The organism is Enterobacter cloacae complex sp. SYL003 (assembly GCF_049236925.1).
Lineage (GTDB): Bacteria > Pseudomonadota > Gammaproteobacteria > Enterobacterales > Enterobacteriaceae > Enterobacter > Enterobacter intestinihominis.
This window is the reverse complement of record NZ_JBMKJK010000010.1, coordinates 116,265-143,030: the sequence shown is the minus strand read 5'-3', so window position 1 is coordinate 143,030 and position 26,766 is coordinate 116,265. Positions and strand designations below refer to the sequence as shown.

Here is a 26,766-nt window from a genome sequence, read left to right as displayed (position 1 = left end):
GTATCCTTTAATTAATCGACGTTCAGCGCGTCATTGACCAGATCTTGTTGCTGCTTCTGGTGAACGGACATATACCCTACCGCCGGAGAGGCGGAGGCCGGGCGACCTGCATAACGCAGGGCAGACCCAAATGGAATCACTTCACGGAAATGATGCTGGCTGCAATACCATGCGCCCTGGTTGAGCGGCTCTTCCTGGCACCAGACAAAATCATGAACGTGAGCGTACTGTTTCAGCACTTCCTGCATCGCCTGATGCGGGAACGGATAAAGCTGCTCGATACGCACGATGGCGACATCTTTCTGATCGTTCTTACGGCGCTGTTCCAGCAGGTCGTAATAAACCTTACCAGAACACATTACGACACGCTTAACGGCCTGCGGATCCAGCTCGTCAATTTCACCGATGGCTGGCAGGAAGGTGCCGTTAGCCAGTTCATCCAGGCTCGAAACCGCCAGCGGATGACGCAGCAGGGATTTTGGCGACATGACCACCAGCGGACGGCGCATACCGCGCAGCGCCTGACGACGCAACATGTGGTACACCTGAGCCGGGGTGGACGGCACGCAGACCTGCATGTTCTGCTCGGCGCAGAGTTGCAGATAACGCTCCAGACGCGCGGAGGAGTGCTCCGGCCCTTGTCCTTCATAGCCGTGCGGCAGCAACATCACCAGACCACACATACGGCCCCACTTCTGCTCACCGGAGGAGATGAACTGGTCGATGACGACCTGCGCACCGTTGGCGAAGTCACCGAACTGCGCTTCCCAGATAGTCAGGGTGCGAGGTTCTGCGGTGGCGTAGCCGTATTCGAAGGCCAGAACCGCTTCTTCTGACAGCACGGAGTCCCAGACCTTGAACTGGCCCTGACCGTTATGCACGTGCTGAAGCGGAGTATAGGTTGAACCGTTAGACTGGTTGTGTACAACCGCATGACGGTGGAAGAAAGTGCCACGACCCGCATCTTCACCGGACAGACGAACCGGAATACCTTCGTCAACCAGCGTCGCATAGGCCAGCGTTTCCGCGCCGCCCCAGTCGAACAGCTTTTCACCCGCCGCCATGGCCTGGCGGTCGCCATAGATCTTGGCCACGCGGGATTGCATCTCGATCGCTTCCGGCACGGTGCTGATGCGTTTAGCCAGCTCCTGCAAACGCTTCATCTCAACCTTGTTCGGGTAGCTCTCGTCCCACTCGTGGTTGAGGTACGGCGACCAGGTAAAGGAGTGCATGTTCATTGGGCGCAGCTCTTTGACCACGCATTCACCCGCGTCCAGCGCGTCGCGATAAAGATTGACCATTTCGGTCGCATCTTCCAGCGTCGCCACTTTTTCGCTTTCCAGCTTGTCAGCATAGATTTTACGCGGCGTCGGGTGTTTTTTGATTTTCTGGTACATCAGCGGCTGGGTTGCACTTGGCTCATCCGCTTCGTTGTGGCCGTGACGGCGGTAGCAGAAGAGGTCAATGAACACGTCGCGCTTAAAGGTGTTACGGAAGTCCAGCGCCAGACGGGTAACGAAAGCAACGGCTTCCGGGTCATCCGCGTTTACGTGGAAGATTGGCGCCTGAACCATTTTACCGATGTCGGTGCAGTACGGGGTAGAACGCGCATCCAGCGGGTTAGAGGTGGTGAAGCCCACCTGGTTGTTGATTACGATGCGAACGGTACCGCCCACTTCATAACCACGCGCTTTCGACATGTTCAGGGTTTCCTGAACCACGCCCTGCCCTGTGACTGCCGCATCACCGTGAATGGTGATTGGCAGCACTTTATTGCTGCTCGGCTCGTCCAGACGATCCAGACGCGCACGCACGGAACCGATAACCACCGGGCTGACGATTTCCAGGTGCGACGGGTTAAACGCCAGCGCCAGGTGAACCTGACCGCCCTCGGTTTCGATATCCGACGAGAAGCCCATGTGGTACTTCACGTCACCGGTGCCGAGGTGCTCTTTATGTTTACCCGCAAATTCGTCGAACAGATCCTGCGGTTTTTTACCCAGCACGTTAACCAGCACGTTCAGACGGCCACGGTGCGCCATGCCCAGCACCACTTCGCGCGTGCCGCTCTTACCGGCATGACGAATCAGCTCTTTCAGCATCGGGACTAACGCATCGCCGCCCTCCAGTGAGAAGCGTTTTGCGCCCGGGAATTTCGCGCCCAGATAGCGCTCAAGGCCTTCTGCTGCCGTCAGTTCGCTCAGGAAACGTTTTTTCTCGTCTGCTGAGAAATTCGCGTGACCCGCCACGGATTCGATACGCTGCTGGATCCAGCGTTTCTCTTCGGTGGAGGTAATGTGCATATATTCCGCGCCGATGGAGCCGCAGTAGGTTTGCTTGAGCGCATCAATCAGATCGCCCAGCTTCATCGTGTCTTTGCCGATGGCAAAGGAACCTACGTTAAAGCTTTCCTGGAAATCGGCCTCGGTCAGATCGTGATAAGCCGGATCGAGATCCGCTACACGTTCCTGCTGCCACAGTCCCAGCGGATCGAGATTCGCATGCTGGTGACCACGGAAGCGATAAGCGTTGATAAGCTGCAGGACTTTTACCTGCTTCGCATTGGTGTCAGGGTCGGAAATCGCAGAAGAGTAACGTGAGGCATCCTTCGCCAGACGACGGAAATAATCACGTGTTTTTGAATGGAATTGATCCGGTTTGACCCCTGTACCAGGCAACTGCTGGAACATGGAACGCCAGTTTGCGTCCACTGAGTCAGGATCGGTTAAGAAGTCTTCATAGAGCTGTTCTATCCAGCTCTGGTTTGAACCAGAGAGGTAAGAAGAGTCCAGCCAGGCTTTCATTGCGCCGTTCTGCATCGTGATCCCTTAAGCATTTTTATGCTTACTTTCGCCGTAGAAACTACCACGCACACCACGTGTACGTGCCGGGGTTCACCTGCGAGCTCTTTTCATTTGGCCCGCGAAGGAACCTTTAGAAACTGTCTAAACTTCAGGGCAGTTTTTAAAGGTTTCTGCAATTTGCCCGGTGGCGCTACGCTTACCGGGCCTACTGTTACGTAGGCCGGATAAGCGCAGCGCCATCCGGCGTTGTTACTTACGCACTGCGCTGCAACAACATCGACTTAATATGGCCGATGGCGCGCGTCGGGTTCAGCCCCTTAGGACACACACTGACGCAGTTCATGATGCTATGGCAGCGGAATACGCTGAAAGCGTCACTTAACCCTTCCAGACGATTCTCGGTTTCGGTATCGCGGCTGTCGATCAGGAAGCGATAGGCAGCCAGCAGACCCGCAGGGCCGATAAATTTATCCGGGTTCCACCAGAATGACGGGCATGACGTTGAACAGCATGCACAGAGAATACACTCGTACAACCCATCGAGTTTTTCACGCTGCTCAGGCGACTGTAAGTGCTCGCGAGCGGGTGGATTTTGCCCATTATTCAATAAGTAAGGCTTAATCTTCTCATATTGTGCATAGAATTGCCCCATGTCCACCACCAAATCACGCACGACCGGCAGGCCAGGCAGAGGACGGATGACAATTTTCTGGCCTGCACGCTGTAGCGCTGAAATTGGCGTGATACAGGCCAGACCGTTTTTGCCGTTCATGTTTACACCGTCAGAGCCACATACCCCTTCACGGCAGGAGCGGCGGAACGACAGCGTAGGATCTTTTTCTTTCAGCTGGATTAAAGCATCCAGCAGCATCATGTCACGACCTTCTTCCGCTTCGAGGGTGTAATCCTGCATACGCGGAGCATCGTCTACATCCGGGTTATAACGATAAACTGAGAATTCGAGTTTCATTATCCTGTCTCCGCATTAGTAAGTACGAATCTTCGGCGGGAACGCCGGACGCAGTTTCGGTTCCATGTTAACGCTACGACGCGTCATGGTTTCCGACTCTGGCAGATACAGGGAATGGCACAGCCAGTTTTCGTCATCACGATCCGGGAAGTCGAAGCGGCTATGGGCGCCACGGCTTTCGGTACGGAAGTTTGCCGACATCGCGGTCGCGAACGCGGTTTCCATCAGGTTATCCAGCTCCAGGCACTCAACGCGCTGGGTGTTGAACTCGCTTGAGGTATCGTCCAGACGGGCATTCTTCAGACGCTCGCGGATCGTTTTCAGTTGCTCAAGCCCTTTGGCCATCGCGTCACCTTCACGGAATACCGAGAAGTTGTGCTGCATACACTCTTGCAGCGCTTTACGGATTTCTACCGGATCTTCGCCGTTACGGTTGCCGTTCCAGCGGTTGAGGCGCTCAAGAGAGGCATCAATTTCGTCGTCGGTCGCATCACGCAACGCGCCCTGCTCGGCAATAGATTCCTGGAGATGCAGCCCCACCGCACGGCCAAATACCACCAGGTCCAGCAGGGAGTTGCCGCCCAGACGGTTTGCGCCGTGCACGGATACGCAGGCAATTTCGCCTACCGCGAACAGACCAGGGATGACCACGTCTTCGCCCTGCTCGTTCACGGTCAGCGCCTGACCGGTCACTTTGGTGGGAATACCGCCCATCATGTAGTGACAGGTTGGGATAACCGGAATCGGCTCTTTTACCGGGTCGACGTGGGCGAAGGTGCGGGACAGTTCCAGAATGCCCGGCAGACGGGATTCCAGCACTTCTTTACCCAGATGGTCGAGTTTCAGCTTCGCGTGCGGGCCCCAAGGGCCGTCGCAGCCGCGGCCTTCACGGATTTCGATCATGATGGAACGCGCCACCACGTCACGACCCGCCAGGTCTTTCGCATTCGGGGCATAACGCTCCATAAAGCGCTCGCCATGTTTGTTCAGCAGATAGCCACCTTCACCACGGCAGCCTTCTGTCACCAGCACGCCCGCACCGGCGATACCGGTTGGGTGGAACTGCCACATCTCCATGTCCTGCACCGGCACGCCAGCGCGGATAGCCATCCCAACGCCGTCACCGGTGTTGATGTGGGCGTTGGTAGTGGACTGATAGATACGGCCTGCGCCGCCGGTGGCCAGCACGGTTGCGCGCGCTTTGAAATAGACCACTTCACCGGTTTCAATGCACAGTGCGGTACAACCCACCACCGCGCCATCGGCGTTTTTCACCAGATCCAACGCATACCACTCGGAGAAGATGGTGGTGTGGTTTTTCAGGTTTTGCTGATAAAGGGTATGCAGCAAAGCGTGACCGGTACGGTCAGCCGCTGCTGCGGTACGTGCCGCCTGTTCGCCGCCGAAGTTTTTCGACTGGCCGCCAAACGGACGCTGATAGATGGTGCCATTTTCCAGACGGGAGAACGGCAGACCCATGTGGTCCAGCTCCAGAATCGCTTCCGGGCCGGTTTTACACATATATTCGATGGCATCCTGGTCGCCGATGTAGTCGGAACCTTTTACCGTATCGTACATGTGCCATTCCCAGTTATCTTCATGGGAATTACCCAGCGCAACGGTGATACCGCCCTGCGCAGACACAGTGTGGGAACGGGTCGGGAATACTTTAGAGAGCAGCGCACAGGTCTGGCCGCTCTGGGAAATTTGCAGTGCGGCGCGCATACCTGCGCCACCCGCACCAATCACAACAGCATCAAATTCTCTGACTGGCAGTTTCATTACACACCCCACACCACAACAAATCCATAAATGACGTAAACCAGCAGAGCAACAACAATAATCAGTTGCAGCGGAAGGCGAATCGCCAGCGGTTTAACGTAATCGGTCAACACCTGCCACATGCCAATCCAGGCATGAATAAGGATGGAGAACAGGGCCAGCAGGGTGAACACTTTGGTGAAGGCCGATCCGAAGAAACCACTCCAGATTTCCCACGTCAGTGTGCCGCTAGTGGCGAAGAAACCGATCATATAGATGATGTAGAGCGTGAGGACGATGGCGGTAGCGCGGACCAGGATGAAGTCATGTACGCCGTTGCGTCCTAATGCGGAGGCGTTGCTTACCATACGAGAACTCCTGCGAGAAGTGAAAGCACGACAGTGATCACAAATGAAATGTTAGCGGTACGTTTACCGGCCTCGAACGTCTCTTCCAGGTAGCCAAAGTCCATCAGCATATGGCGAACGCCGCCAACCACGTGATAGGCCAGCGCGGTCAGAATGCCCCACATGATAAATTTCACGAAGAAGCTGTTCATGATGGCTGAGGCCTGGAGGAATCCTTCAGGAGATGAGAGGCTGGTTCCCAGTAACCACAGCAAGATACCAACCGCCACAAACGTAATCACACCAGAAACACGGTGCAGAATGGACGCTATTGCTGTTACAGGGAATCGGATCGTTTTGAGATCCAGATTGACAGGTCTTTGTTTTTTCACATTTCTTATCATGAATAACGCCCACATGCTGTTCTTATTGTTTCCTTCCTCCGGACTGCGATGCGGGTCAGACAGCGTTCCTTTTCTATAACTGCGCGTCATGCAAAACATTGCTTCCAAATGCTAAAACGACACGTTACAACGCTGGGTGGCTCGGGATTGCAGGGTGTTCCGGAGACCTGGCGGCAGTATAGGCCGTTCACAAAATCATTACAATTAACCTACATACAGTTTGTTGGGTTTTCTCTGGAACAGTGATCGGGGTCACGATAACAACATCTTTTTAATTTTTAATCATCTGATTTGACAAATGTTAAACAATATTGTTACAAACGTCATCAGAAAAGGCATATAATGCGCAAAAGTTATGAGGTCTCTCTTTCACCTGACAAATAGTTATGTAACAGTGTGATGGTATTGACCGAAGTTATCAGGACAGTTATTAGTGATATACAGGTTTGAATAATTCGGACTGCAAAAACGCTGATTTGCTGTTGTTTCACTGATATTTCATTCGTTTACCTGCAAGGCGCCATAGCTCTGTACCCTGGTTTCTCCTCGTGAGCTGAGCGGTAAGCCAAATAACAATCTGGTAACGATGATTAACAGCTGAAAGCAAATCCGGTAAAGCGCAGTCTTAAGCATAAGGCGCTAAGGAGACCGTAAATGGCTGATACAAAGGCAAAACTCACCCTAAATGGTGATGATGCTATTGAACTGGATGTGCTAAAAGGCACGCTCGGTCAGGATGTTATTGATATCCGTACGCTGGGTTCCAAAGGGGTATTCACCTTTGACCCTGGATTCACCTCCACCGCATCTTGCGAATCCAAAATCACCTACATTGACGGTGACGAAGGTATCCTGCTCCATCGCGGCTTCCCCATCGATCAGTTAGCCACCGAATCCAACTATCTGGAAGTGTGCTACATCCTGCTGAACGGCGAAAAACCGACGCAGGCCCAGTACGATGAATTTAAAACCACCGTGACCCGTCACACCATGATCCATGAGCAGATTACCCGTCTGTTCCATGCGTTCCGTCGTGACTCTCATCCGATGGCGGTCATGTGCGGTATTACCGGTGCGCTGGCGGCGTTCTACCACGATTCTCTGGACGTGAATAACCCACGTCACCGTGATATCGCGGCGTTCCGTCTGCTGTCCAAAATGCCTACCATGGCGGCGATGTGTTACAAATACTCTATCGGTCAGCCGTTTGTGTATCCACGCAACGACCTCTCCTACGCAGGTAACTTCCTGCGCATGATGTTCTCCACGCCGTGTGAAGAGTATGAAGTGAACCCGGTGCTGGAACGCGCGATGGACCGTATTCTGATCCTGCACGCTGACCACGAACAGAACGCCTCGACCTCTACCGTCCGTACCGCTGGCTCTTCCGGCGCGAACCCGTTCGCCTGTATCGCTGCGGGTATCGCCTCCCTGTGGGGACCGGCGCACGGCGGCGCGAACGAAGCGGCACTGAAGATGCTGGAAGAAATCAGCTCCGTTGAGCACATTCCTGAGTTCGTGCGCCGCGCGAAAGACAAGAATGACTCCTTCCGTTTGATGGGCTTCGGTCACCGTGTTTACAAAAACTACGACCCGCGCGCGACCGTCATGCGTGAGACCTGCCACGAAGTGCTGAAAGAGCTGGGCACCAAAGATGATCTGCTGGAAGTGGCGATGGAGCTGGAACACATCGCGCTGAACGACCCGTACTTCATCGAGAAGAAACTCTACCCGAACGTCGATTTCTACTCTGGCATTATTCTGAAAGCGATGGGCATTCCGTCCTCCATGTTCACCGTAATCTTCGCCATGGCGCGTACCGTGGGCTGGATTGCGCACTGGAACGAAATGCACAGCGAAGGCATGAAAATCGCGCGTCCTCGTCAGCTGTATACCGGCTACGAGCAGCGTGATTTTAAGTCTGACATTAAGCGCTAAAAAATGTTGGGTGCGGCCTGATGCCCTCACCCCGGCCCTCTCCCACAGGGAGAGGGTGAAAACATTAAAAACGGCAACTTTCGTTGCCGTTTTGCTTTTACCTCCGCCACCCGGCTTTTTTACATCTGGCACCCAGGACACCAGTAAAACGGCCTGGAAGAGATCGTCGCCTTCTCAATCACCCCGCCGCACCGCTCGCACTTTTTACCCGCCCGATGAAACACCTTGAAGCGAAACAGCGCCCCGTGATGCTTGTTCTCATCCACCACGCCGCGCGTGTTGTACGACAGCCGGGGAATGTCCAGCAACGCGTGGGACAGCGCCTCCAGCTGTTCATCGCTTAGCTGCGACGCTTTGTGCTGCGGCGCCAGCCCGACTTCCCAGAGGATCTCCACCCGCAGGTAGTTTCCCAGCCCCGCCAGAAATGCCTGATCGAGCAACAGCCCGGAAAACTGCCGGTTGCGGAATGTGGGCGATAACAGCCGGGCTTTCACATCGCTTGCCGTCAGGCGCATATCCAGCACGTCCGGCCCAACCCGCTGTAAGAACGGGTGCGTGAGCAACTGCTCCGGCGTTAACATTTCGATATCAGAAGCGCTATAGAGCAGGATCGCCTTATCCGCCGTTTGTAGCCGCACGCGCAGCACGCGGGTCGTTTGCGGCTGCTCGTCCGCCTTTACCACCCGCCAGACGCCGTAAAGCTGATTGTGGCTATATAACGTCAGGTTATGGGAAAAGTGGGTGAGTAACGCTTTGCCGCGCGTTTCAATGTGGGTCACCGTCTGTCCCACCAGCTGCGATTCAAACGGTTTGAGTTGAGGAAAGGCAAACCAGACGTGTGTCAGAGGTTTGCCCTTTATCGCCGCCTCCAGGCTATCCGCCGCGCGGCGGATCTCCGGACCTTCTGGCATGTTATTGTCCTTTCATGATTATTCTGCGCTGACAACAATGCCCTCTTCCGAGAACGCCGCCCGCAGGCGTCGTGCAAACTGGAGCGCATGCTCGCCGTCACCGTGTAAGCACACCGTATCAGCCTGAACGTTTGCCGTTGTACCCTCCGTTGAGGTTACTCGCCCGAAGCGCACCATCTCCAGCGTCTGCGCCAGCGCTTTACCTTCGTCGGTGATCAGCGCACCGGCCTGCGTACGCGGAACCAGGCTGCCGTCCGGCAGGTATCCCCGATCGGCAAACACTTCCTGCCGCGTAATCAGCCCCAGCCGTTCGCCGGCACGGATAAGCTCGCTGCCCGCCAGGCCCACCAGCACCAGACGCGGATTGCAGTCCCGTACCGCGCGGGCAATGGCGTCTGCCAGCGCCGGATCTTTCGCCGCCTGGTTATAGAGCATGCCGTGCGGCTTGACGTGACGCAACACGCCCTTCTCAGCGCGCACTATCGCCTCCAGGGCGCCGATCTGGTAGAGCATTTGCGCGTAAACCGTCTCAGGCGGCAGATCCATCGCCGTGCGACCAAAGTTTTCCCGGTCCGGAAAGCTGGGGTGAGCGCCTATCGCCACGCCGTTTTTCACGGCATTGCGCACGCTCGCCAGCATGGTCTGCGCATCGCCGGCATGAAACCCACAGGCGATGTTCACCGAGGAGACCAGCGTCATCAGCGCCGCATCGGCGCTGCTGCCCTCCCCCAGATCGGCGTTTAAATCAATCTTTACCATCGAGCCTCCACGCCAGCTGTTCGAGATAACGCTGCTGATCCTGACGGGCTTTCAGCGCCTCCTCCAGCGAACACTGCACAAAATGAATTGGCTGACCGAGAGGAATTTGCGCCAGATGGTAGCGATCCGCTTCGATAATGCAGGCAATACGCGGATATCCTCCCGTGGTTTGCGCATCGTTCATCAGTACGATAGGCTGGCCGTTGCCCGGCACCTGAATCACCCCCGGCAACAGACCATGGGAAAGCAGCTCCCGGTCAGTCGTGCGGGTCAGCGGCTGGCCCTGAAGCCGGTAACCCATGCGGTTACTCTGCGGGCTGATCTTCCATGGCGAGCGCCAGAAAGACTCTTTTGAGGCCTCATCGAACTCATGATATTCCGGCCCCGGCAGGGCGCGGATCAGGTTCCCCCACAACAGCTGCTTCACGCCCTGCGTGGTGGTGAAATGGCGCGCTGATGGCTTAATCGCCAGGCGATCGCCGTCGCGCAGCAGCCGTCCTTCATGTCCGCCCATTCCCGCTTTCTGGTCGGTGCTGGATGAGCCCAGCACCTCCGGCACGTCGATACCTCCCGCCACCGCAAGATAGCTGCGCACGCCGTGCAGAGGACGCTTGAGCGTCAGACGCTGTCCGGCTTTCGCCCGCAGGCGCCAGCCGGTCCACACCGCTTTGCCGTCCAGCGTCGCGTCACAGCCCGCGCCGGTTAAGGCAAACCAGGTTTCCTGACCAAACTCAATCACGCACTGACCCAGCGTAATTTCTAACGCCGCCGTGCTGCCGGCGTTGCCTACCAGCAGGTTGGCAATCTCCAGCGAGGGACGATCAAGCGCACCGCAGTAGCTCACGCCCGACTGACGCAGCCCAAAGCGCCCGGCATCCTGTACCGAGGTGTAAAGCCCTGCGCGAATAAGCGTTAACATATCCCCTCCTTTTGCGGGATAAAGCGCAGGGTATCCCCCGGACGCAGGAGTATGGGCGCGTCCTGGCCTGGTTCAAATAACGGCGTGGACGTGTGCCCGATAAGCTGCCAGCCTCCCGGCGAGGCGAGCGGATAAATTCCCGTTTGCTCACCACCAATCGCCACGCTGCCCGCCGGTACGCTCAGGCGTGGCTCAGCCCGGCGCGGCGTATGCAACTGGGGCGATAACCCGCCCAGATAGGGGAAACCCGGCTGAAATCCCAAAAACCAGACAACATAGTCGACTGAGCTATGCAGCTCCACAACCTGCTTCTCCGTTAATCCACAGTGTTCGGCCACCACACCAAGGTCGGGGCCTCCCTTGCCGCCATAGACAACCGGGATCTCAATCGTCCGCGATTCCGGCTCCAGCGCCTCGCTCTCCTCCCACCAGCGTTGCAGACGCTCAATGGCATCCAGCGCCCCCGTGTGCGGATCACGCAGCACCACGGTGATATTATTCATACCCGGAATAGCTTCAACCACGCCAGGTAGCTCGGGCAGTCGTTGAGCCAGACGCCAGATACGCTTTTGCGTGGCAAGCGTCACCGGAGGCTCAAGTTCCAGAACCACTGCGGTTTCACCCAGAAGATAACAACGCGCTCGCTGCACTTAACTACCTCTCATCAGGCCGGATTAGGGATATCAATAAACGTCACATCCAGATCGGTATTTTCCGTCAGCCACTCGCTGAGGGCGCGGATGCCGCCACGCTCGGTGGCGTGATGGCCTGCCGCGTAAAAATGCAGGCCTTGTTCACGGGCAGAGTGAATGGTCTGCTCGGAAACCTCGCCGGTAATGAAGGCGTCGACACCGAAACGCGCCGCGCTATCAATAAAGCCCTGGCCGCCGCCGGTGCACCATGCCACGCGCTTCACGGTATCCGGCCCGGTGTCGCCGCACCACAGCGGACGACGCCCCAGGCGTGCTTCGATCCACGATGCCAGCTCCAGACCCGGCACCGGCATCGACAGTTCACCCCACGGCACCAGGGGTTCAATTTCGCCCATCACGGTTATCCCCAGCAGCTGCGCAAGCTGAACGTTATTCCCCAGTTCAGGATGCGCATCGAGCGGCAGGTGATAGCCGTACAGGTTGATGTCATTCGCCAGCAGCGTTTTGAGACGGTTGCGCTTCATGCCGCGAATAATCGGTGATTCGTTTTTCCAGAAATAACCGTGATGGACAATCACCGCGTCGGCTTCCTGACGCACCGCCTCATCCAGCAGCGCCTGGCTTGCCGTTACGCCGGTGATGATTTTTTGCACCGTCTCGCGACCCTCCACCTGTAAGCCATTCGGACCGTAGTCGCTAAACGAGGCGGTGTTGAGTTTTTCGTTAATCAGGCGTTCCAGTTCACTGTTTTTCATCATCATTCTCTCAAACTTTTCGGGCTGCTTCATACGCCGCCAGCGTGGCGACGCGCGCCTGTTTATGGTCGACAATGGGACGGGGATAGTTCAGGGTAACACGCTGTTTATCCGCCCATGCCCAGGGTTCATGAATGGCTTTGGCGGGGACATCCTTAAGTTCAGGCAGCCAGCGACGGATAAACTCGCCGTCGACGTCAAATCGTTGTCCCTGCGTGGTCGGATTAAAGATCCGAAAATAGGGAGCCGCATCCGTGCCGGTGGAGGCCGCCCACTGCCAGCCGCCGTTATTTGCCGCCAGATCGCCATCGATCAGCTGAGAGATAAAATAACGCTCTCCGGTTCGCCAGTCGATAAGCAGATCCTTTACCAGGAAGCTGGCGGTAATCATACGCAGACGGTTATGCATCCACCCGGTTTCATTGAGCTGCCGCATAGCCGCATCAACAATCGGGAAGCCGGTGAGCCCACGCTGCCATGCCTTCAGCAGCTTATCATTCGACTGCCACTGTACCTTATCGGTCCAACGAATGAAGGGGCGATGTTTACATAAATCAGGATGATACGTCATCAGATGGCGATAAAACTCACGCCAGATCAGTTCGTTCAGCCACACTGCGCCCGCCCCCCCGTCTACCGCCTGAGGCTGTTCCGCCAGTAGCCGATGTAAACACTGGCGCGGGGAGAGCGCGCCCAGCGCTAAACAGGCCGACAGGCGGCTGGTGCCTTCAATCGCTGGAAAATCCCGCCGCGCCTCGTAATCCGCCGCCCCCTGCGCGCAGAACTGACGCAACCGGGCGATAGCCGCTTTCTCGCTGGCGGGGAATACTGTTTCATCAAACGACTGCTGGGGATAATTCAGCCTGATGTCCTGCAGATCCGTTATCGTTTCCCCTCTTATGGCCGGGGCGGGAACGCATTCTGGCAGCCCCTCTTTCAGGCGTTTGATAAAAGCATTTTTAAACGGCGTGAAAACTTTATACATTTCGTGACTGCCGGTCATCGCGCTGCCCGGTGCGAGCATCACGCTGTCATCAAAGCCTTCACAGACCACGCCCGTAAGGTTTTTCTCCAGCTGACGATCCCGCTGCTGCTCGTTAAATTCATACTGGTAGTTGTAAAAAAGACGCGTTACCGCGTGCTGCTTACAGATTGCCTGCACCATCTCAAGCTGTGCGGCAAAATCATGGGCCTCTTTATAGATCAGCGGAATGCCTTTTTCGGCCAGTGAATGTTGCAGGTCATTCAGATACGCGCTGAGTAATGCCGCTTGCCGGGGCGCCATGTCATGCTGCCGCCACTGTTCAGGCGTGGCGATAAACAGGGCCAGCACATTCGCGTCTTTAGCGCGGCAGGCGGCCGCGAGAGCGAAGTTGTCGTGAATGCGTAAATCCGCGCGAAACCAAACCAGATGGGTGGGCATAAAACTCCAGGCAATTGTCCATTATGTCCGTAAGGGCATGCCGTAAAAGGAAAAAGGCACGCATTGAACTACTTTGCCATGAAGTGTAGACGGGATGAAATAAAAAAGGCCGCCCGAGGCGGCCTTAACGCTACTTGTCCTGCGCTATCGGGGTAAAGGCAATAAACACATCCGGTTTATCACTCTTTACAACGAGTGCGCTGGCGACAATGAACGCGATGCATAAATAGCGTTTCACTATGCGGTCCCTGCTGCTAACCGCTCCACCTATCACCACCGGTGATAAATCGGTGGACACAAGCCCGGGTAGGCGGGCTGCTTTACGGCTATGGATACACCTTTCCCAGGACCGATGCCCATTTGCGAGATGGCGGAAAGGGACGTGGCATCATAATTAACACCAACGCCAAAAGTAAGTTATTTCAGTAAAATTAGGAATTTATAAAGGTGAAGTGGATTGCGAACTTTTTAAAGAAGGGTATGATAAAAATCCCGGGTAGGGGCTGCAAGATTACCCAACGGACCGCGAATCCCGAGGGACAAAAAAACCGCCACTTTGCTGTAGGCGGTTTTTTTATGGCTACGATGTCACACCGTATCAGTAGAAATCGCAGGTTGCTTTCTCGGCCTGATCCATCCACACCGGCTTTTCGCTGGTTTTCGCCCAGACGCGGTGCAAATAGCTGTAAAAACGTGCGCGATCTTTCCAGAACAGCATCACCGGCAGGGCCAGCACGCCAGCCACTACGGCGAAAGTGCGACGCATGAACACGATATGAGCCGGATACTCTTTATAAAGATCCATATTTTTCTCCCCTGTAGTTGGCCGGAAACCGTCTCCGGAAAATGTGAAATCTGTGACCTGGTTAAAATAATACCGCTTTGTTTGTAATTTTACTACTCATCCGACCACTTATTTTCATCCATTTCGTGAATATTTACATTCAAGCCTGTAATTAAGTTACAAAAAAGTTAACAATTTACTTAACAATAGTTAAATTGTGGTCTTTCCCATTTTTATACTTTTTTTACACCTGCCCTTCTGATTTTTGCGAAATCTTTGCGCCACAAATCCTACCGTTTGTACAACAACAAAAGTCACCCGGAGGTGGAGTGTGAGTGCAGGTCTGATTGCCGGCATCGTGCTGGTGTTCCTGTTATTGGGTTATCTGATTTATGCCCTGATTAATGCGGAGGCATTCTGATGGCTGCTCAGGCGTTTTTGCTTATTGCCAGCTTTTTACTGCTGCTGCTTGTGCTCGCCAGGCCGCTGGGAACAGCGCTGGCACGGCTGATAAACAACGTGCCACTGCCGGGTACGCGAAAAATTGAAAACGTGCTCTGGCGCATTTCAGGTATCAGCGACCGGGAAATGAGCTGGGGCCAGTACCTGATGGCGATACTGCTTCTGAATATCGTGGGGCTTATTGCCCTCTTTACGCTGCTCATGCTCCAGGGCAATTTGCCGTTGAATCCGCAGCAGTTACCAGGTTTATCCTGGCATCTGGCGCTGAACACGGCGGTCAGCTTTGTCACCAATACCAACTGGCAGTCTTACGCCGGTGAAACCACGCTCAGCTACTTCAGCCAGATGGCCGGGTTAACCGTGCAAAACTTTCTGTCTGCAGCCAGCGGTATCGCGGTGATCTTCGCCCTGACGCGCGCGTTTGCCCGCCAGAATGTCAGCACGCTCGGCAACGCGTGGGTTGATGTCACGCGCATCACCCTTTGGATCCTGGTGCCTGTTGCGCTGATTATTGCCCTGTTCTTTATACAGCAAGGCACTCTGCAAAACCTGCAGCCTTATACCCCTTACACCTCGCTTGAAGGGGGCAGGGAACTCCTGCCAATGGGGCCAGTGGCGTCGCAGGAAGCAATCAAGATGCTGGGCACCAACGGGGGCGGCTTCTTCAACGCCAACTCATCGCATCCGTTTGAAAACCCAACGGCATTAACCAATTTTGTACAGATGCTGGCGATATTCCTGATCCCCGCCGCGCTCTGCTTCGCCTTTGGCGATGTGGTTAACGATCGCCGCCAGGGCCGTACGCTGCTGTGGGCCATGTCGTTAATCTTCGTGGTCTGCGTAGCACTGGTGATGTGGGCCGAATGGAACGGCAACAGCCACTTCATGCAGCTGGGGGCTAACAGCAATATCAACCTGGAAGGCAAAGAGAGCCGCTTCGGCATTCTTGCCAGCAGCCTCTATGCGGTGGTCACCACGGCGGCCTCCTGCGGGGCGGTGAACGCCATGCACGACTCTTTCACCGCGCTTGGCGGCATGATCCCGATGTGGCTGATGCAGATTGGCGAGGTAGTCTTCGGTGGGGTCGGTTCGGGGCTGTACGGCATGCTGTTGTTCGTTCTGCTCGCCGTGTTTATCGCCGGGCTGATGATCGGCCGCACGCCGGAATATCTCGGCAAAAAAATCGACGTCCGCGAAATGAAATTAACCGCGCTGGCAATCCTGGTCACCCCCACCCTTGTGCTGCTCGGTACCGCCCTGGCGCTGATGACCGACGCCGGGCGCAGCGGCATCTTTAACCCGGGCATTCACGGCTTTAGCGAAGTGCTTTACGCCGTTTCGTCTGCCGCAAACAACAACGGCAGCGCCTTTGCAGGGTTAAGTGCCAACTCACCGTTCTGGAACTGTCTGCTGGCGTTCTGCATGTTCTTCGGTCGTTTCGGCGTGATTATTCCCGTCATGGCGATCGCCGGAACACTGGTGAATAAGAAGATCCAGCCGACCACTACCGGTACGTTACCGACTCACGGCGCGCTGTTCGTCGGCCTGCTGATTGGCACCGTTCTGCTGGTAGGTGCCTTGACCTTTATCCCCGCCCTCGCGTTAGGCCCGGTTGCGGAATATCTCTCTTTACGCTGATTTTGCGGAGAATTTGTCATGAGTCGTAAACAACTGGCCCTGCTCGAACCAACCTTAGTTCGTCAGGCCCTCATGGATGCGGTAAAAAAACTGAGCCCGCGCGTGCAGTGGCACAACCCGGTGATGTTTATTGTCTGGACTGGAAGTTTACTCACCACCGCATTGGCGATTGCCATGGGAACGGGACACCTTTCAGGAAATGCAACCTTTACCGGCGCCATCAGCCTGTGGCTGTGGTTTACCGTGCTGTTCGCCAACTTTGCCGAAGCGCTGGCGGAAGGCCGCAGTAAGGCGCAGGCCAACAGTCTGAAAGGGGTCAAAAAAACCGCCTTTGCGCGCAAATTACGCGAACCTAAATACGGCGCGCAGATGGTCCACGTTCCGGCGGATGAACTGCGCAAAGGTGACGTGGTGCTGGTGGAAGCCGGGGACATCATCCCCTGCGACGGGGAGGTAATTGAGGGCGGCGCGTCGGTAGACGAAAGCGCTATTACCGGGGAATCCGCGCCCGTGATCCGTGAGTCGGGCGGAGATTTCGCCTCAGTTACCGGCGGAACGCGCATTCTTTCCGACTGGCTGGTGATCCAGTGCAGCGTTAACCCGGGCGAAACCTTTCTCGACCGGATGATCGCCATGGTGGAAGGCGCACAGCGTCGTAAAACGCCGAACGAGATCGCCCTGACCATTCTGCTGGTGGCGCTCACCATTGTGTTCCTGCTGGCAACGGCGACCCTGTGGCCCTTCTCCGCCTACGGCGGTACAGCGGTCAGCATCACCGTACTGATCGCCCTGCTGGTCTGTCTGATCCCCACCACTATCGGCGGCCTGCTTTCCGCGATTGGCGTGGCGGGGATGAGCCGTATGCTGGGCGCGAACGTCATCGCCACCAGCGGACGCGCCGTTGAAGCGGCGGGTGACGTAGACGTACTGCTGCTGGATAAAACCGGGACCATCACCCTGGGTAATCGTCAGGCCTCTGACTTTTTACCTGCTCCCGGCGTGGATGAAAAAACGCTGGCCGACGCGGCGCAGCTTTCTTCGCTGGCCGATGAGACGCCGGAAGGTCGCAGTATCGTGATCCTCGCCAAGCAGCGCTTTAACCTGCGCCAGCGCGACGTACAAAGCCTGCACGCCACGTTCGTGCCCTTCACGGCGCAAACACGGATGAGTGGAATTAACATTCAGGACCGAATGATCCGTAAAGGCTCCGTTGATGCCATCCGCCGTCATATTGAAGCCAATAATGGACATTTCCCTCCGGAAGTCGACCATCTGGTGGAAAGCGTGGCGCGTCAGGGGGCAACCCCGCTGGTGGTGGCGGAAGGTGCAAGCGTTCTGGGGGTTATCGCCCTGAAGGATATCGTTAAAGGCGGTATAAAAGAGCGTTTCGCCCAGATGCGTAAGATGGGCATTAAAACGGTGATGATCACCGGGGATAACCGTCTGACTGCGGCGGCCATTGCCGCCGAAGCGGGCGTGGATGATTTCCTTTCCGAAGCGACACCGGAAGCGAAGCTGGCACTCATTCGCCAGTATCAGGCGGAAGGTCGTCTGGTGGCGATGACCGGCGACGGCACCAACGACGCCCCGGCGCTGGCGCAGGCCGACGTGGCGGTGGCGATGAACTCCGGTACCCAGGCGGCAAAAGAGGCGGGCAACATGGTGGATCTCGACTCGAACCCGACCAAGCTGATCGAAGTGGTGCATATCGGGAAGCAGATGCTGATGACGCGCGGCTCGCTGACCACGTTCAGTATCGCCAACGACGTGGCGAAGTATTTCGCCATTATCCCGGCGGCCTTTGCGGCAACCTATCCGCAGCTGAATGCCCTGAATGTGATGCACCTGCACTCTCCAGCCTCGGCCATTTTGAGCGCGGTGATCTTCAACGCGCTGATTATTGTCTTTCTTATTCCTCTGGCGCTGAAAGGGGTGAGCTATAAGCCACTGACGGCCGCCGCCATGCTGCGCCGTAACCTTTGGATTTACGGTCTGGGTGGGCTGGTGGTGCCCTTTATTGGGATCAAGGTTATCGACATGTTGTTAATGCTGTTCGGGCTGGTTTAAAAGGTGAATCTCATGACGATGTTACGTCCCGCTATACTGTTGTTTATTCTGCTGTCTCTGATTACCGGCGGGCTTTACCCGCTGATGACAACCGCGCTGGGCCAGTGGTGGTTTGAGGACCAGGCCAACGGCTCGCTGATTATCCAGAACGGTGAAAACCGTGGCTCGCGTCTGATTGGGCAAAACTATACGGACCCGCGCTACTTCCAGGGACGCCCTTCCGCCACTGCGGAAAGCCCGTATAATCCAATGGCCTCCGGCGGCAGCAATCTGGCTGGCAGTAATCCTGACCTGGACAAAGCCGTTGCTGAACGCGTTGCCGCCCTGCGCGCCGCGAATCCGCAGGCCAGCCGTGAGGTGCCGGTTGAGCTGGTCACCGCCTCCGCGAGCGGGCTGGATTACAGCCTGACGCCGGACGCAGCGGCGTGGCAGATCCCACGCGTGGCCGCCGCCCGTCAGCTGACCGTCGAGCAGGTGAGCCAGCTGGTTGCAGAACATACGCAAAAGCCGCTGGTCAGCTTCATCGGCATGCCGGTAGTGAACATTGTTGAGCTGAATCTGGCGCTGGATGCGCTAAGGAAGAACTAAATGACCGATGAGCCCATGCGCCCGGATCCGGACAGGCTGCTTGAACAAACGGCTGAAGCCCACCGCGGCAAGCTGAAAATTTTCTTCGGCGCCTGCGCGGGCGTCGGGAAAACCTTCGCCATGCTGACGGAAGCCCAGCGGCTTCGGGCGCAGGGGCTTGATATTCTCATCGGCGTGGTGGAAACCCACGGTCGCAAAGAGACGGCTGCGCTGCTGACGGGGCTGGCGACGCAGCCGCCCCAGCGTATCAGCCATCGCGGGCGGCTGGTCACGGAGTTTGATCTTGATGCCGCCCTCGCCCGCCGCCCCGCGCTGATCCTGATGGACGAACTTGCGCACAGCAACGCGCCTGGCTCACGCCACCCGAAGCGCTGGCAGGATGTTGAGGAGCTGCTTGAAGCCGGCATCGACGTCTTCACTACGGTGAATGTTCAGCATCTGGAAAGCCTGAACGACGTGGTGAGCGGCGTAACCGGTATCCAGGTGCGGGAAACCGTCCCCGATCCGTTTTTTGATTCTGCTGATGAAGTCGTACTGGTTGACCTGCCGCCGGACGATCTGCGCCAGCGCCTGCACGAAGGCAAGGTGTATATTGCCGGCCAGGCCGAACGCGCTATCGAACATTTTTTCCGCAAAGGAAACCTGATTGCCCTGCGCGAGCTGGCCCTGCGCCGCACCGCCGATCGCGTGGATGACCAGATGCGCGCCTGGCGGGACCTGCAGGGGCGGGAGCGCGTCTGGCACACGCGTGACGCCATTCTGTTATGCATTGGTCACGGCAGCGGCAATGAAAAACTGGTCCGCACCGCCGCCCGGCTTGCGGCGAAGTTTGGCAGCGTCTGGCACGCGGTGTATGTCGAAACGCCACAGCTTCACGGCCTGCCGGAAAATCAGCGTCGCGCCATTTTGAGCGCGCTGCGGCTGGCGCAGGAGCTGGGTGCCGAAACCGCAACCCTGTCCGATCCGCAGGAAGATAAAGCCATTCTGCGCTACGCGCGCGAGCATAACCTGGGCAAGATTGTCATTGGACGTCGCCAGCATCGCCGCTGGTTTAACCGCGAATCTTTTGCCGACAGGCTGGCACGCCGCGCGCCGGATCTGGATTTAGTCATCGTCGCGCTGGATGACAAGCCCGCCCCCCTGCCCGGCCGTACGCCGGACGCACGCACCTTTGGCGATAAATGGCGCGTCCAGATCCGGGGCTGCCTGGTGGCCGTGGTCCTTTGCGCCCTGATTACGGTGATTGCCAGCCAGTGGCTAATCGCCTTCGATGCCGCCAATCTGGTCATGATTTATCTGCTGGGCGTCGTTGTGGTCGCGCTCTTTTATGGCCGCTGGCCGTCGGTGCTGGCAACGGTGATCAACGTCATCAGCTTCGATCTCTTTTTTATCGCTCCGCGCGGGACGCTTGCTGTCTCGGACGTGCAGTACATTCTGACCTTTGCCGTGATGCTTACCGTCGGGCTGGTGATCGGGAATCTGACGGCAGGCGTGCGCTACCAGGCACGCATTGCCCGCTATCGCGAGCAGCGCACCCGCCATCTGTATGAGATGTCAAAATCGCTGGCGGTCGGTCGCACGCAGCAGGATATCGTCCAGACCAGCGAGCAGTTTATCCGTTCGACCTTTCACGCCAGTAACCTGATTTTGCTCCCCGACGAGCAGGGGCGCCTTCGCCCGCTGACCTCCCCTTCGGGGATGACGCCCTGGGATGAAGCGATTGCCCGCTGGAGCTTTGATAAGGGTTTACCTGCCGGTGCCGGCACCGACACTCTGCCCGGGGTGCCTTACCAGATCCTGCCGCTGCGCAGCGCGGATAAAAATCACGGGCTGGTCATCGTCGAGCCGTCTAACCTGCGTCAGCTGATGATCCCCGAGCAGCAGCGCCTGCTGGAAACCTTCACCCTGCTGGTCGCCAGCGCCCTTGAACGGCTGGCGCTCACCGCCAGCGAAGAGCAGGCGCGGCTGGCAAGCGAGCGCGAAAGTATTCGCAATTCGCTGCTGGCAGCGCTGTCTCACGATTTGCGCACCCCGCTTACCGTGCTGTTTGGTCAGTCCGAAATTCTGACGCTGGATCTGGCGGCGGAAGGATCAAAACATGCGATGCAGGCCAGCGAAATTCGTCAGCACGTGCTAAATACCACGCGTCTGGTGAACAACCTGCTGGACATGGCGCGCATTCAGTCCGGCGGGTTTAACCTAAAAAAAGAGTGGCTCACCCTTGAGGAGGTTGTCGGCAGTGCGCTGAAGATGCTGGAGCCGGGTCTCGGCGGGCGCCATATCGAGCTGGACATGCCGGAACCCCTGACGTTAATCCATGTGGATGGCCCGCTGTTTGAGCGCGTGCTGATTAATCTTCTGGAAAATGCCGCTAAATACGCCGGGGCAAAGGCCCGGCTGGGGATTGCTGCCAGGGTGGATAAACGTGTGCTGCGGCTCGATGTCTGGGATACCGGGCCGGGTATTCCGGCCGGCCAGGAGCGCGCCATATTCGAAAAATTTGCGCGCGGTAATAAGGAATCTGCCATTCCGGGCGTTGGGCTGGGGCTGGCGATCTGCCAGGCGATTGTTGACGTGCATGGCGGCACCATTTCCGCAGAGAACCGCCCGGAAGGTGGGGCACGCTTTTGTGTTACACTTCCTCTTGAAACCCCACCAGAACTTGATGAATTACCAGAGGATTTGTGATTAACGTTCTGATTGTTGAAGATGAGCTCGCTATCAGCCGATTTCTGCGTACCGCGCTGGAAGGCGACGGTTTGCGCGTTCATGAAGCCGGTACGCTTCAACGGGGGTTAATTGAAGCCGCCACCCGCAAGCCAGATCTGGTGATCCTGGATCTGGGACTTCCGGATGGCGATGGCATCGATTTTATTCGTGAGGTGCGTCAGTGGAGCCAGATGCCCATTCTAGTGCTCTCTGCCCGCACCGAAGAGACGGATAAAATCGCCGCGCTGGATGCCGGAGCGGATGATTATCTGATCAAACCGTTTGGCATTGGCGAGTTACAGGCCCGGCTTCGTGTGGCGCTGCGTCGACACAGTGCCACCACTCCTTCTGAACCGGTGTACGTCTTTGGCGATATCCGCGTCGATCTTGCCGCCCGCCGCATCGTGCGAGGGGAAGAAGAGATCCACCTTACGCCTATCGAGTTTCGTCTGCTGGCCGTGTTGCTCAGTAACCACGGAAAAGTGTTAACGCAGCGACAGCTGTTAAGCCAGGTCTGGGGACCGAATGCTGTCGAACATAGTCACTATTTACGCATTTATATGGGACACCTTCGCCAGAAACTTGAAGCCGATCCCGCGCGTCCTCGTCATTTATTAACAGAAACCGGTATCGGATATCGGTTTATGATCTGAATAAGTATTCACTTTAATTTTAAATAAAGAACACACCAGCCTGAATATAGCCATGAAAATAACGATGAGTTTATTTTCATAGCTATATCCGCCCTCTTTAAACACAATTAGAACACCAATTTAACACCAAACCAACAAAACAGCATTTTGATCTGTGTTATTCACTCATAACGACTAATTATCTCTGAAATGATCGGTTATTGGTGATCTGTTTCACAGTTAATCCCTTTTTCCTGGATAAAATGACCGTGCTTTCAATTACTGAAAGGAAAATGAACATGGAAAACAATAATCGTTTAATGCCCCATATAAGGCGGACAACACATATCATGATGTTTGCCCACCGAAACTGTTTTGACTTTCATCTCTTTAACGCCCGGTAGTCCTTCGACTTCTGGCGCATCTGCTTACAGGTTATCCTGAAAAACGCTATTTTACAGGCTGTTGCCTGTGAACACCTGCGCTCATTCCTTGTGATTCAGATTCTCCGCAACCGGGCGGACTGAATTCTACTCAGCAAAAAAGCAATTAACTGATTTCGTATCAGCGGACACGCTTTGCTTTCTTTTCCGGAAAAAATCGATTTCTTTACCGCAAGAAGTCGAGGGACCCATATTGCCTGAAATAAAGAGATAAAGATGAAAACGTTAAAAATTGCCGTCAGCCGTGCCTGCCCTGAATGCTTTACCACTTCGCGCGAGATCGTGGATATCACCGCATCGGATTATATTGATGTGGCAGCCGTGGTTCTGGCCGTCAGTGATATTTTCAATGGCGCCATAGAAGAAATAGAAGCCACGGGATTCGGTATTCCGGTGTTTATTGCCACGCATAAAGAAGAAAGGGTTCCGGCTGAATTTTTGTCGCGTATTCACGGCGTTTTTGAGTACTCCGACACCAGCAATGCGTACTACGGACGCCAGCTTGAAGCGGCTGCGCAGAAGTACGAAACCCAGCTCCGTCCGCCGTTCTTCCGCGCGCTGGTCGATTACGTCCAGCAGGGGAACAGCGCGTTTGACTGCCCCGGACATCAGGGAGGCCAGTTCTTCCGCCGCCATCCGGCCGGAAACCAGTTTGTCGATTTCTTTGGCGAAACGCTTTTCCGCGCCGATCTGTGCAATGCCGACGTGGCAATGGGCGATCTGCTGATCCATGAAGGTGCGCCATGCATCGCCCAACAGCATGCGGCAAAAGTCTTTAATGCGGATAAAACCTACTTCGTGCTGAACGGCACCTCCTCTTCCAATAAGGTGGTGCTCAATGCCCTGCTCACGCCAGGCGATCTGGTGCTGTTCGATCGCAATAACCATAAATCTAATCACCACGGAGCACTGTTACAGGCGGGAGCGACGCCGGTGTATCTGGAAACAGCGCGCAACCCGTACGGGTTTATCGGCGGTATTGACGCACACTGTTTCGACGAGAGTTACCTGCGGGAACTGGTGTCAGAGGTCGCGCCTGGTCGCGCGCGGGATGAACGTCCCTTCCGTCTGGCGGTGATCCAGCTGGGCACCTACGACGGTACCATTTATAACGCCCGTCAGGTGGTGGATAAGATTGGTCACCTGTGCGATTACATCCTGTTTGACTCCGCCTGGGTGGGTTACGAGCAGTTTATCCCGATGATGGCCGACTGCTCGCCGTTGCTGCTGGAGCTGAACGAAAACGATCCGGGCATTCTGGTGACCCAGTCGGTGCATAAGCAGCAGGCGGGCTTCTCGCAAACCTCGCAAATCCATAAGAAGGACAGCCACATAAAAGGCCAGCCGCGCTATGTCCCGCATAAGCGCCTCAACAACGCCTTTATGATGCACGCCTCCACCAGCCCGTTTTATCCGCTGTTTGCCGCCCTGGATATCAACGCCCGCATGCACGAGGGGCAAAGTGGGCGCAACATGTGGATGGACTGCGTGGTGACGGGTATCGAAGCGCGAAAACTGATCCTTCAGAACTGTCAGTTTATTCGCCCGTTCGTGCCGGAGACGGTGGATGGCCGTCCGTGGGAAAGCTGGGATACGGCGGAGATCGCCACCGATCTGCGCTTCTTCCATTTCGTTCCGGGCGAACGCTGGCACGCCTTTGAGGGATATGCCGAGCATCAGTATTTTATTGATCCCTGCAAACTGCTGCTGACCACGCCAGGCATCAACGCCCGCACCGGCGAGTATGATGATTTCGGCGTGCCCGCCACCATCCTCGCCAACTTCCTGCGTGAAAACGGCATCGTGCCGGAAAAATGCGACCTCAATTCCATTCTGTTCCTGCTCACCCCGGCGGAGGACATGGGCAAATTGCAGCAGCTCGTCGCCCAGCTGGTGCGCTTCGAAAAACTGCTCCAGAGCGATGTGCCGCTGAAAGAGGTTCTGCCCTCTCTTTATAAGCAACATCCGGAACGTTATGCGGATTATTCCCTGCGTCAGATTTGTCAGGAGATGCACGACCTCTACGCCCGCCATAACGTGAAGCAGTTGCAGAAAGAGATGTTCCGCAAGTCTCACTTCCCGCGCGTCATGATGAACCCGCAGGAGGCGAACTATGCCTATCTGCGCGGTGAGGTCGAGCTGGTGTCACTGCGCAACGCGGAAGGCCGTATCGCCGCGGAAGGCGCGCTGCCTTACCCACCGGGGGTGTTGTGCGTGGTTCCGGGGGAAGTCTGGGGCGGTTCCGTGCTGCGCTATTTCGCCGCGCTGGAAGACGGGATCAATCTGCTGCCGGGCTTTGCGCCGGAGTTACAGGGGGTTTACGTCGAGGAGTGTGACGGGCGCAAACAGGTGCGCTGCTACGTCATTAAACAACCCGCCGTTCAGCCGTCTCTGCTGAAAGGAGAAAAATTATGAGTAAGTCCAACAAGATGGGCGTGGTACAACTCACTATCCTCACCATGGTGAATATGATGGGGTCCGGGATCATCATGCTGCCCACCAAGCTCGCTGAAGTGGGGACGATTTCGATTATCTCCTGGCTGGTAACGGCAGTCGGCTCAATGGCGCTGGCGTGGGCGTTTGCCAAGTGCGGGATGTTCAGCCGTAAGTCTGGCGGCATGGGCGGCTATGCCGAATATGCGTTTGGCAAGTCGGGCAACTTTATGGCCAACTACACCTACGGCGTGTCGCTGCTGATCGCCAACGTGGCGATTGCCATTTCCGCTGTCGGTTACGGTACGGAGCTGTTTGGCGCGACGCTGACCCCGGTGCAGATTGGGCTGGCGACCATCGGCGTGCTGTGGATCTGCACCGTCGCCAACTTTGGCGGCGCGCGCATCACCGGACAACTCAGCAGCATCACCGTCTGGGGCGTGATCATTCCGGTTGTCGGTCTGTGCATCATCGGCTGGTTCTGGTTTAGCCCGACGCTGTACGCCAATTCCTGGAACCCGCATCACGTACCGTTCTTCACCGCCGTGGGATCATCCATCGCCATGACGCTATGGGCTTTCCTCGGTCTCGAGTCAGCCTGTGCGAATGCGGAAGTGGTGGAAAACCCGGAAAAGAACGTGCCGATCGCGGTACTCGGCGGGACGCTGGGGGCGGCGGTGATCTATATCGTCTCAACCAACGTGATTGCGGGAATTGTGCCCAACATGGATCTCGCTAACTCCACGGCGCCGTTCGGGCTGGCGTTTGCGCAGATGTTTACGCCGGAGGTAGGGAAAGTGATCATGGGACTGATGGTAATGTCCTGCTGCGGCTCGCTGCTGGGCTGGCAGTTCACCATCGCCCAGGTATTCAAATCCTCCGCTGACGAAGGTTATTTCCCGAAAATCTTCTCCCGCGTCACCAAAGCGGATGCGCCGGTACAGGGTATGCTGGCGATTGTGATTTTCCAGAGCGGTTTGTCGCTGATGACCATCAGCCCGTCACTGAACAGCCAGTTTAATGTACTGGTCAACCTGGCGGTGGTGACGAACATCATTCCGTACATTCTGTCGATGGCGGCACTGGTGATTATTCAGAAGGTGGCGAAGGTGGATCCACGCAAAGCCCGGGCGGCCAATATCGTGGCGCTGATTGGGGCGATTTACAGCTTCTATGCGCTCTACTCGTCCGGTCAGGAGGCGATGCTGTATGGCGCGATGGTGACCTTTATGGGCTGGACGCTGTACGGTCTGGTGTCACCACGGTTTGAACTGAAGAATAAGCATAGTTAAAAAAGAAGCCCGGTGGCGCTAACGCTTACCGGGCCTACGAGATCAATGTTTTCTCCCTCTCCCTGTGGGAGAGG

Annotated in this window: 22 protein-coding genes; 10 read left to right on the top strand and 12 right to left on the bottom strand. The window is 56.3% G+C overall.

The features are described from left to right. Nucleotides 1–11 precede the first annotated feature (11 nt). From sucA to sdhC, 5 genes are all read right to left on the bottom strand, one after another. Nucleotides 12–2,819, bottom strand: coding sequence for a 2-oxoglutarate dehydrogenase E1 component (sucA, locus tag ACOT1A_RS14615; protein WP_022647462.1), 2,808 nt, complete (start codon nt 2,817–2,819; stop codon nt 12–14). Nucleotides 2,820–3,057: 238 nt separating this feature from the next. Beyond that, nucleotides 3,058–3,774 (bottom strand): succinate dehydrogenase iron-sulfur subunit, encoded by a 717-nt coding sequence (locus ACOT1A_RS14610; RefSeq protein WP_022647461.1) that lies wholly within the window; start codon nt 3,772–3,774, stop codon nt 3,058–3,060. Nucleotides 3,775–3,789: 15 nt separating this feature from the next. Beyond that, the gene (sdhA, locus tag ACOT1A_RS14605; RefSeq protein WP_023299611.1) at nt 3,790–5,556 is read right to left on the bottom strand and encodes a succinate dehydrogenase flavoprotein subunit; all 1,767 of its coding nucleotides are present in this window, start codon (nt 5,554–5,556) and stop codon (nt 3,790–3,792) included. Then, nucleotides 5,556–5,903, bottom strand: coding sequence for a succinate dehydrogenase membrane anchor subunit (gene sdhD, locus ACOT1A_RS14600; protein WP_003858621.1), 348 nt, complete (start codon nt 5,901–5,903; stop codon nt 5,556–5,558). Before sdhD ends, sdhA begins: the two co-directional genes overlap by 1 nt. After that, the gene (gene sdhC, locus ACOT1A_RS14595) at nt 5,897–6,301 is read right to left on the bottom strand and encodes a succinate dehydrogenase cytochrome b556 subunit (RefSeq protein ID WP_026080740.1); all 405 of its coding nucleotides are present in this window, start codon (nt 6,299–6,301) and stop codon (nt 5,897–5,899) included. The genes sdhD and sdhC overlap by 7 nt, the downstream gene beginning before the upstream one ends. A gap of 639 nt (nt 6,302–6,940) precedes the next feature. Here sdhC and ACOT1A_RS14590 point away from each other — a divergent pair. Further along, entirely contained in the window at nt 6,941–8,224 is a 1,284-nt protein-coding gene (locus tag ACOT1A_RS14590; RefSeq protein ID WP_006809584.1) for a citrate synthase, read from the top strand. Between the two features lie 119 nt (nt 8,225–8,343). Here ACOT1A_RS14590 and nei read toward each other — a convergent pair whose 3' ends face one another. From nei to ACOT1A_RS14555, 7 genes are all read right to left on the bottom strand, one after another. After that, nucleotides 8,344–9,135: an endonuclease VIII gene (nei, locus tag ACOT1A_RS14585; RefSeq protein WP_063150783.1), complete on the bottom strand. Its 792-nt coding sequence runs from the start codon at nt 9,133–9,135 to the stop codon at nt 8,344–8,346. 18 nt (nt 9,136–9,153) lie between these two features. After that, nucleotides 9,154–9,894 carry a 5-oxoprolinase subunit PxpA gene (gene pxpA, locus ACOT1A_RS14580; RefSeq protein ID WP_276170371.1) on the bottom strand — a complete coding sequence of 247 codons (741 nt, stop codon included), beginning with the start codon at nt 9,892–9,894 and terminating at the stop codon, nt 9,154–9,156. After that, on the bottom strand, nt 9,881–10,813 hold the full coding sequence (pxpC, locus tag ACOT1A_RS14575; protein ID WP_022647458.1) for a 5-oxoprolinase subunit PxpC: 933 nt from the start codon (nt 10,811–10,813) through the stop codon (nt 9,881–9,883). Before pxpC ends, pxpA begins: the two co-directional genes overlap by 14 nt. Beyond that, the gene (gene pxpB, locus ACOT1A_RS14570) at nt 10,807–11,463 is read right to left on the bottom strand and encodes a 5-oxoprolinase subunit PxpB (RefSeq protein WP_022647457.1); all 657 of its coding nucleotides are present in this window, start codon (nt 11,461–11,463) and stop codon (nt 10,807–10,809) included. The genes pxpC and pxpB overlap by 7 nt, the downstream gene beginning before the upstream one ends. A gap of 14 nt (nt 11,464–11,477) precedes the next feature. Then, the gene (locus tag ACOT1A_RS14565; RefSeq protein ID WP_003858635.1) at nt 11,478–12,221 is read right to left on the bottom strand and encodes a type 2 GTP cyclohydrolase I; all 744 of its coding nucleotides are present in this window, start codon (nt 12,219–12,221) and stop codon (nt 11,478–11,480) included. A 10-nt stretch (nt 12,222–12,231) separates the two neighbouring features. Next, a complete protein-coding gene (phrB, locus tag ACOT1A_RS14560; RefSeq protein ID WP_126291950.1) occupies nt 12,232–13,644 on the bottom strand; it encodes a deoxyribodipyrimidine photo-lyase in 1,413 nt (470 codons plus the stop codon). Nucleotides 13,645–14,242: 598 nt separating this feature from the next. After that, nucleotides 14,243–14,449: a YbfA family protein gene (locus ACOT1A_RS14555; RefSeq protein ID WP_014069366.1), complete on the bottom strand. Its 207-nt coding sequence runs from the start codon at nt 14,447–14,449 to the stop codon at nt 14,243–14,245. A gap of 310 nt (nt 14,450–14,759) precedes the next feature. Between ACOT1A_RS14555 and kdpF the strand changes: the two genes are divergently transcribed. The 9 genes from kdpF to potE all read left to right on the top strand — a co-directional run bounded on the left by kdpF (nt 14,760) and on the right by potE (nt 26,692). Then, nucleotides 14,760–14,849: a K(+)-transporting ATPase subunit F gene (gene kdpF, locus ACOT1A_RS14550; protein WP_003858638.1), complete on the top strand. Its 90-nt coding sequence runs from the start codon at nt 14,760–14,762 to the stop codon at nt 14,847–14,849. Beyond that, on the top strand, nt 14,849–16,528 hold the full coding sequence (gene kdpA / locus ACOT1A_RS14545; RefSeq protein ID WP_105322556.1) for a potassium-transporting ATPase subunit KdpA: 1,680 nt from the start codon (nt 14,849–14,851) through the stop codon (nt 16,526–16,528). Before kdpF ends, kdpA begins: the two co-directional genes overlap by 1 nt. Nucleotides 16,529–16,546: 18 nt before the next feature. After that, nucleotides 16,547–18,595 (top strand): potassium-transporting ATPase subunit KdpB, encoded by a 2,049-nt coding sequence (kdpB, locus tag ACOT1A_RS14540; RefSeq protein WP_105322555.1) that lies wholly within the window; start codon nt 16,547–16,549, stop codon nt 18,593–18,595. Nucleotides 18,596–18,607: 12 nt separating this feature from the next. Further along, nucleotides 18,608–19,183, top strand: coding sequence for a potassium-transporting ATPase subunit KdpC (kdpC, locus tag ACOT1A_RS14535; protein ID WP_105322554.1), 576 nt, complete (start codon nt 18,608–18,610; stop codon nt 19,181–19,183). Continuing rightward, nucleotides 19,184–21,871 (top strand): two-component system sensor histidine kinase KdpD, encoded by a 2,688-nt coding sequence (kdpD, locus tag ACOT1A_RS14530; protein WP_105322553.1) that lies wholly within the window; start codon nt 19,184–19,186, stop codon nt 21,869–21,871. Next, a complete protein-coding gene (gene kdpE / locus ACOT1A_RS14525; RefSeq protein WP_022647450.1) occupies nt 21,868–22,545 on the top strand; it encodes a two-component system response regulator KdpE in 678 nt (225 codons plus the stop codon). The genes kdpD and kdpE overlap by 4 nt, the downstream gene beginning before the upstream one ends. Nucleotides 22,546–22,823: 278 nt before the next feature. Further along, the gene (gene speFL, locus ACOT1A_RS14520; protein WP_003858645.1) at nt 22,824–22,928 is read left to right on the top strand and encodes a leader peptide SpeFL; all 105 of its coding nucleotides are present in this window, start codon (nt 22,824–22,826) and stop codon (nt 22,926–22,928) included. A 255-nt stretch (nt 22,929–23,183) separates the two neighbouring features. Then, nucleotides 23,184–25,382 carry an ornithine decarboxylase SpeF gene (speF, locus tag ACOT1A_RS14515; RefSeq protein WP_276170369.1) on the top strand — a complete coding sequence of 733 codons (2,199 nt, stop codon included), beginning with the start codon at nt 23,184–23,186 and terminating at the stop codon, nt 25,380–25,382. Further along, nucleotides 25,379–26,692, top strand: a complete 1,314-nt coding sequence (gene potE / locus ACOT1A_RS14510) for a putrescine-ornithine antiporter (RefSeq protein ID WP_022647448.1) — start codon at nt 25,379–25,381, stop codon at nt 26,690–26,692. The genes speF and potE overlap by 4 nt, the downstream gene beginning before the upstream one ends. Nucleotides 26,693–26,766 lie beyond the last annotated feature (74 nt).

Excerpts from the sequence above, each read along its gene's own strand:
- ACOT1A_RS14555 (WP_014069366.1), bottom strand. The coding sequence starts at position 14,449 with ATGGATCTTTATAAAGAGTATCCGGCTCATATCGTGTTCATGCGTCGC.
- pxpA (WP_276170371.1), bottom strand. The coding sequence starts at position 9,894 with ATGGTAAAGATTGATTTAAACGCCGATCTGGGGGAGGGCAGCAGCGCC.
- nei (WP_063150783.1), bottom strand. The coding sequence starts at position 9,135 with ATGCCAGAAGGTCCGGAGATCCGCCGCGCGGCGGATAGCCTGGAGGCG.
- speFL (WP_003858645.1), top strand. The coding sequence starts at position 22,824 with ATGGAAAACAATAATCGTTTAATGCCCCATATAAGGCGGACAACACAT.
- sdhC (WP_026080740.1), bottom strand. The coding sequence starts at position 6,301 with ATGTGGGCGTTATTCATGATAAGAAATGTGAAAAAACAAAGACCTGTC.
- phrB (WP_126291950.1), bottom strand. The coding sequence starts at position 13,644 with ATGCCCACCCATCTGGTTTGGTTTCGCGCGGATTTACGCATTCACGAC.
- speF (WP_276170369.1), top strand. The coding sequence starts at position 23,184 with ATGAAAACGTTAAAAATTGCCGTCAGCCGTGCCTGCCCTGAATGCTTT.
- sdhA (WP_023299611.1), bottom strand. The coding sequence starts at position 5,556 with ATGAAACTGCCAGTCAGAGAATTTGATGCTGTTGTGATTGGTGCGGGT.
- kdpD (WP_105322553.1), top strand. The coding sequence starts at position 19,184 with ATGACCGATGAGCCCATGCGCCCGGATCCGGACAGGCTGCTTGAACAA.
- pxpC (WP_022647458.1), bottom strand. The coding sequence starts at position 10,813 with ATGTTAACGCTTATTCGCGCAGGGCTTTACACCTCGGTACAGGATGCC.
- kdpC (WP_105322554.1), top strand. The coding sequence starts at position 18,608 with ATGACGATGTTACGTCCCGCTATACTGTTGTTTATTCTGCTGTCTCTG.
- kdpA (WP_105322556.1), top strand. The coding sequence starts at position 14,849 with ATGGCTGCTCAGGCGTTTTTGCTTATTGCCAGCTTTTTACTGCTGCTG.
- sucA (WP_022647462.1), bottom strand. The coding sequence starts at position 2,819 with ATGCAGAACGGCGCAATGAAAGCCTGGCTGGACTCTTCTTACCTCTCT.
- ACOT1A_RS14590 (WP_006809584.1), top strand. The coding sequence starts at position 6,941 with ATGGCTGATACAAAGGCAAAACTCACCCTAAATGGTGATGATGCTATT.
- ACOT1A_RS14565 (WP_003858635.1), bottom strand. The coding sequence starts at position 12,221 with ATGAAAAACAGTGAACTGGAACGCCTGATTAACGAAAAACTCAACACC.
- kdpB (WP_105322555.1), top strand. The coding sequence starts at position 16,547 with ATGAGTCGTAAACAACTGGCCCTGCTCGAACCAACCTTAGTTCGTCAG.
- ACOT1A_RS14610 (WP_022647461.1), bottom strand. The coding sequence starts at position 3,774 with ATGAAACTCGAATTCTCAGTTTATCGTTATAACCCGGATGTAGACGAT.
- potE (WP_022647448.1), top strand. The coding sequence starts at position 25,379 with ATGAGTAAGTCCAACAAGATGGGCGTGGTACAACTCACTATCCTCACC.
- sdhD (WP_003858621.1), bottom strand. The coding sequence starts at position 5,903 with ATGGTAAGCAACGCCTCCGCATTAGGACGCAACGGCGTACATGACTTC.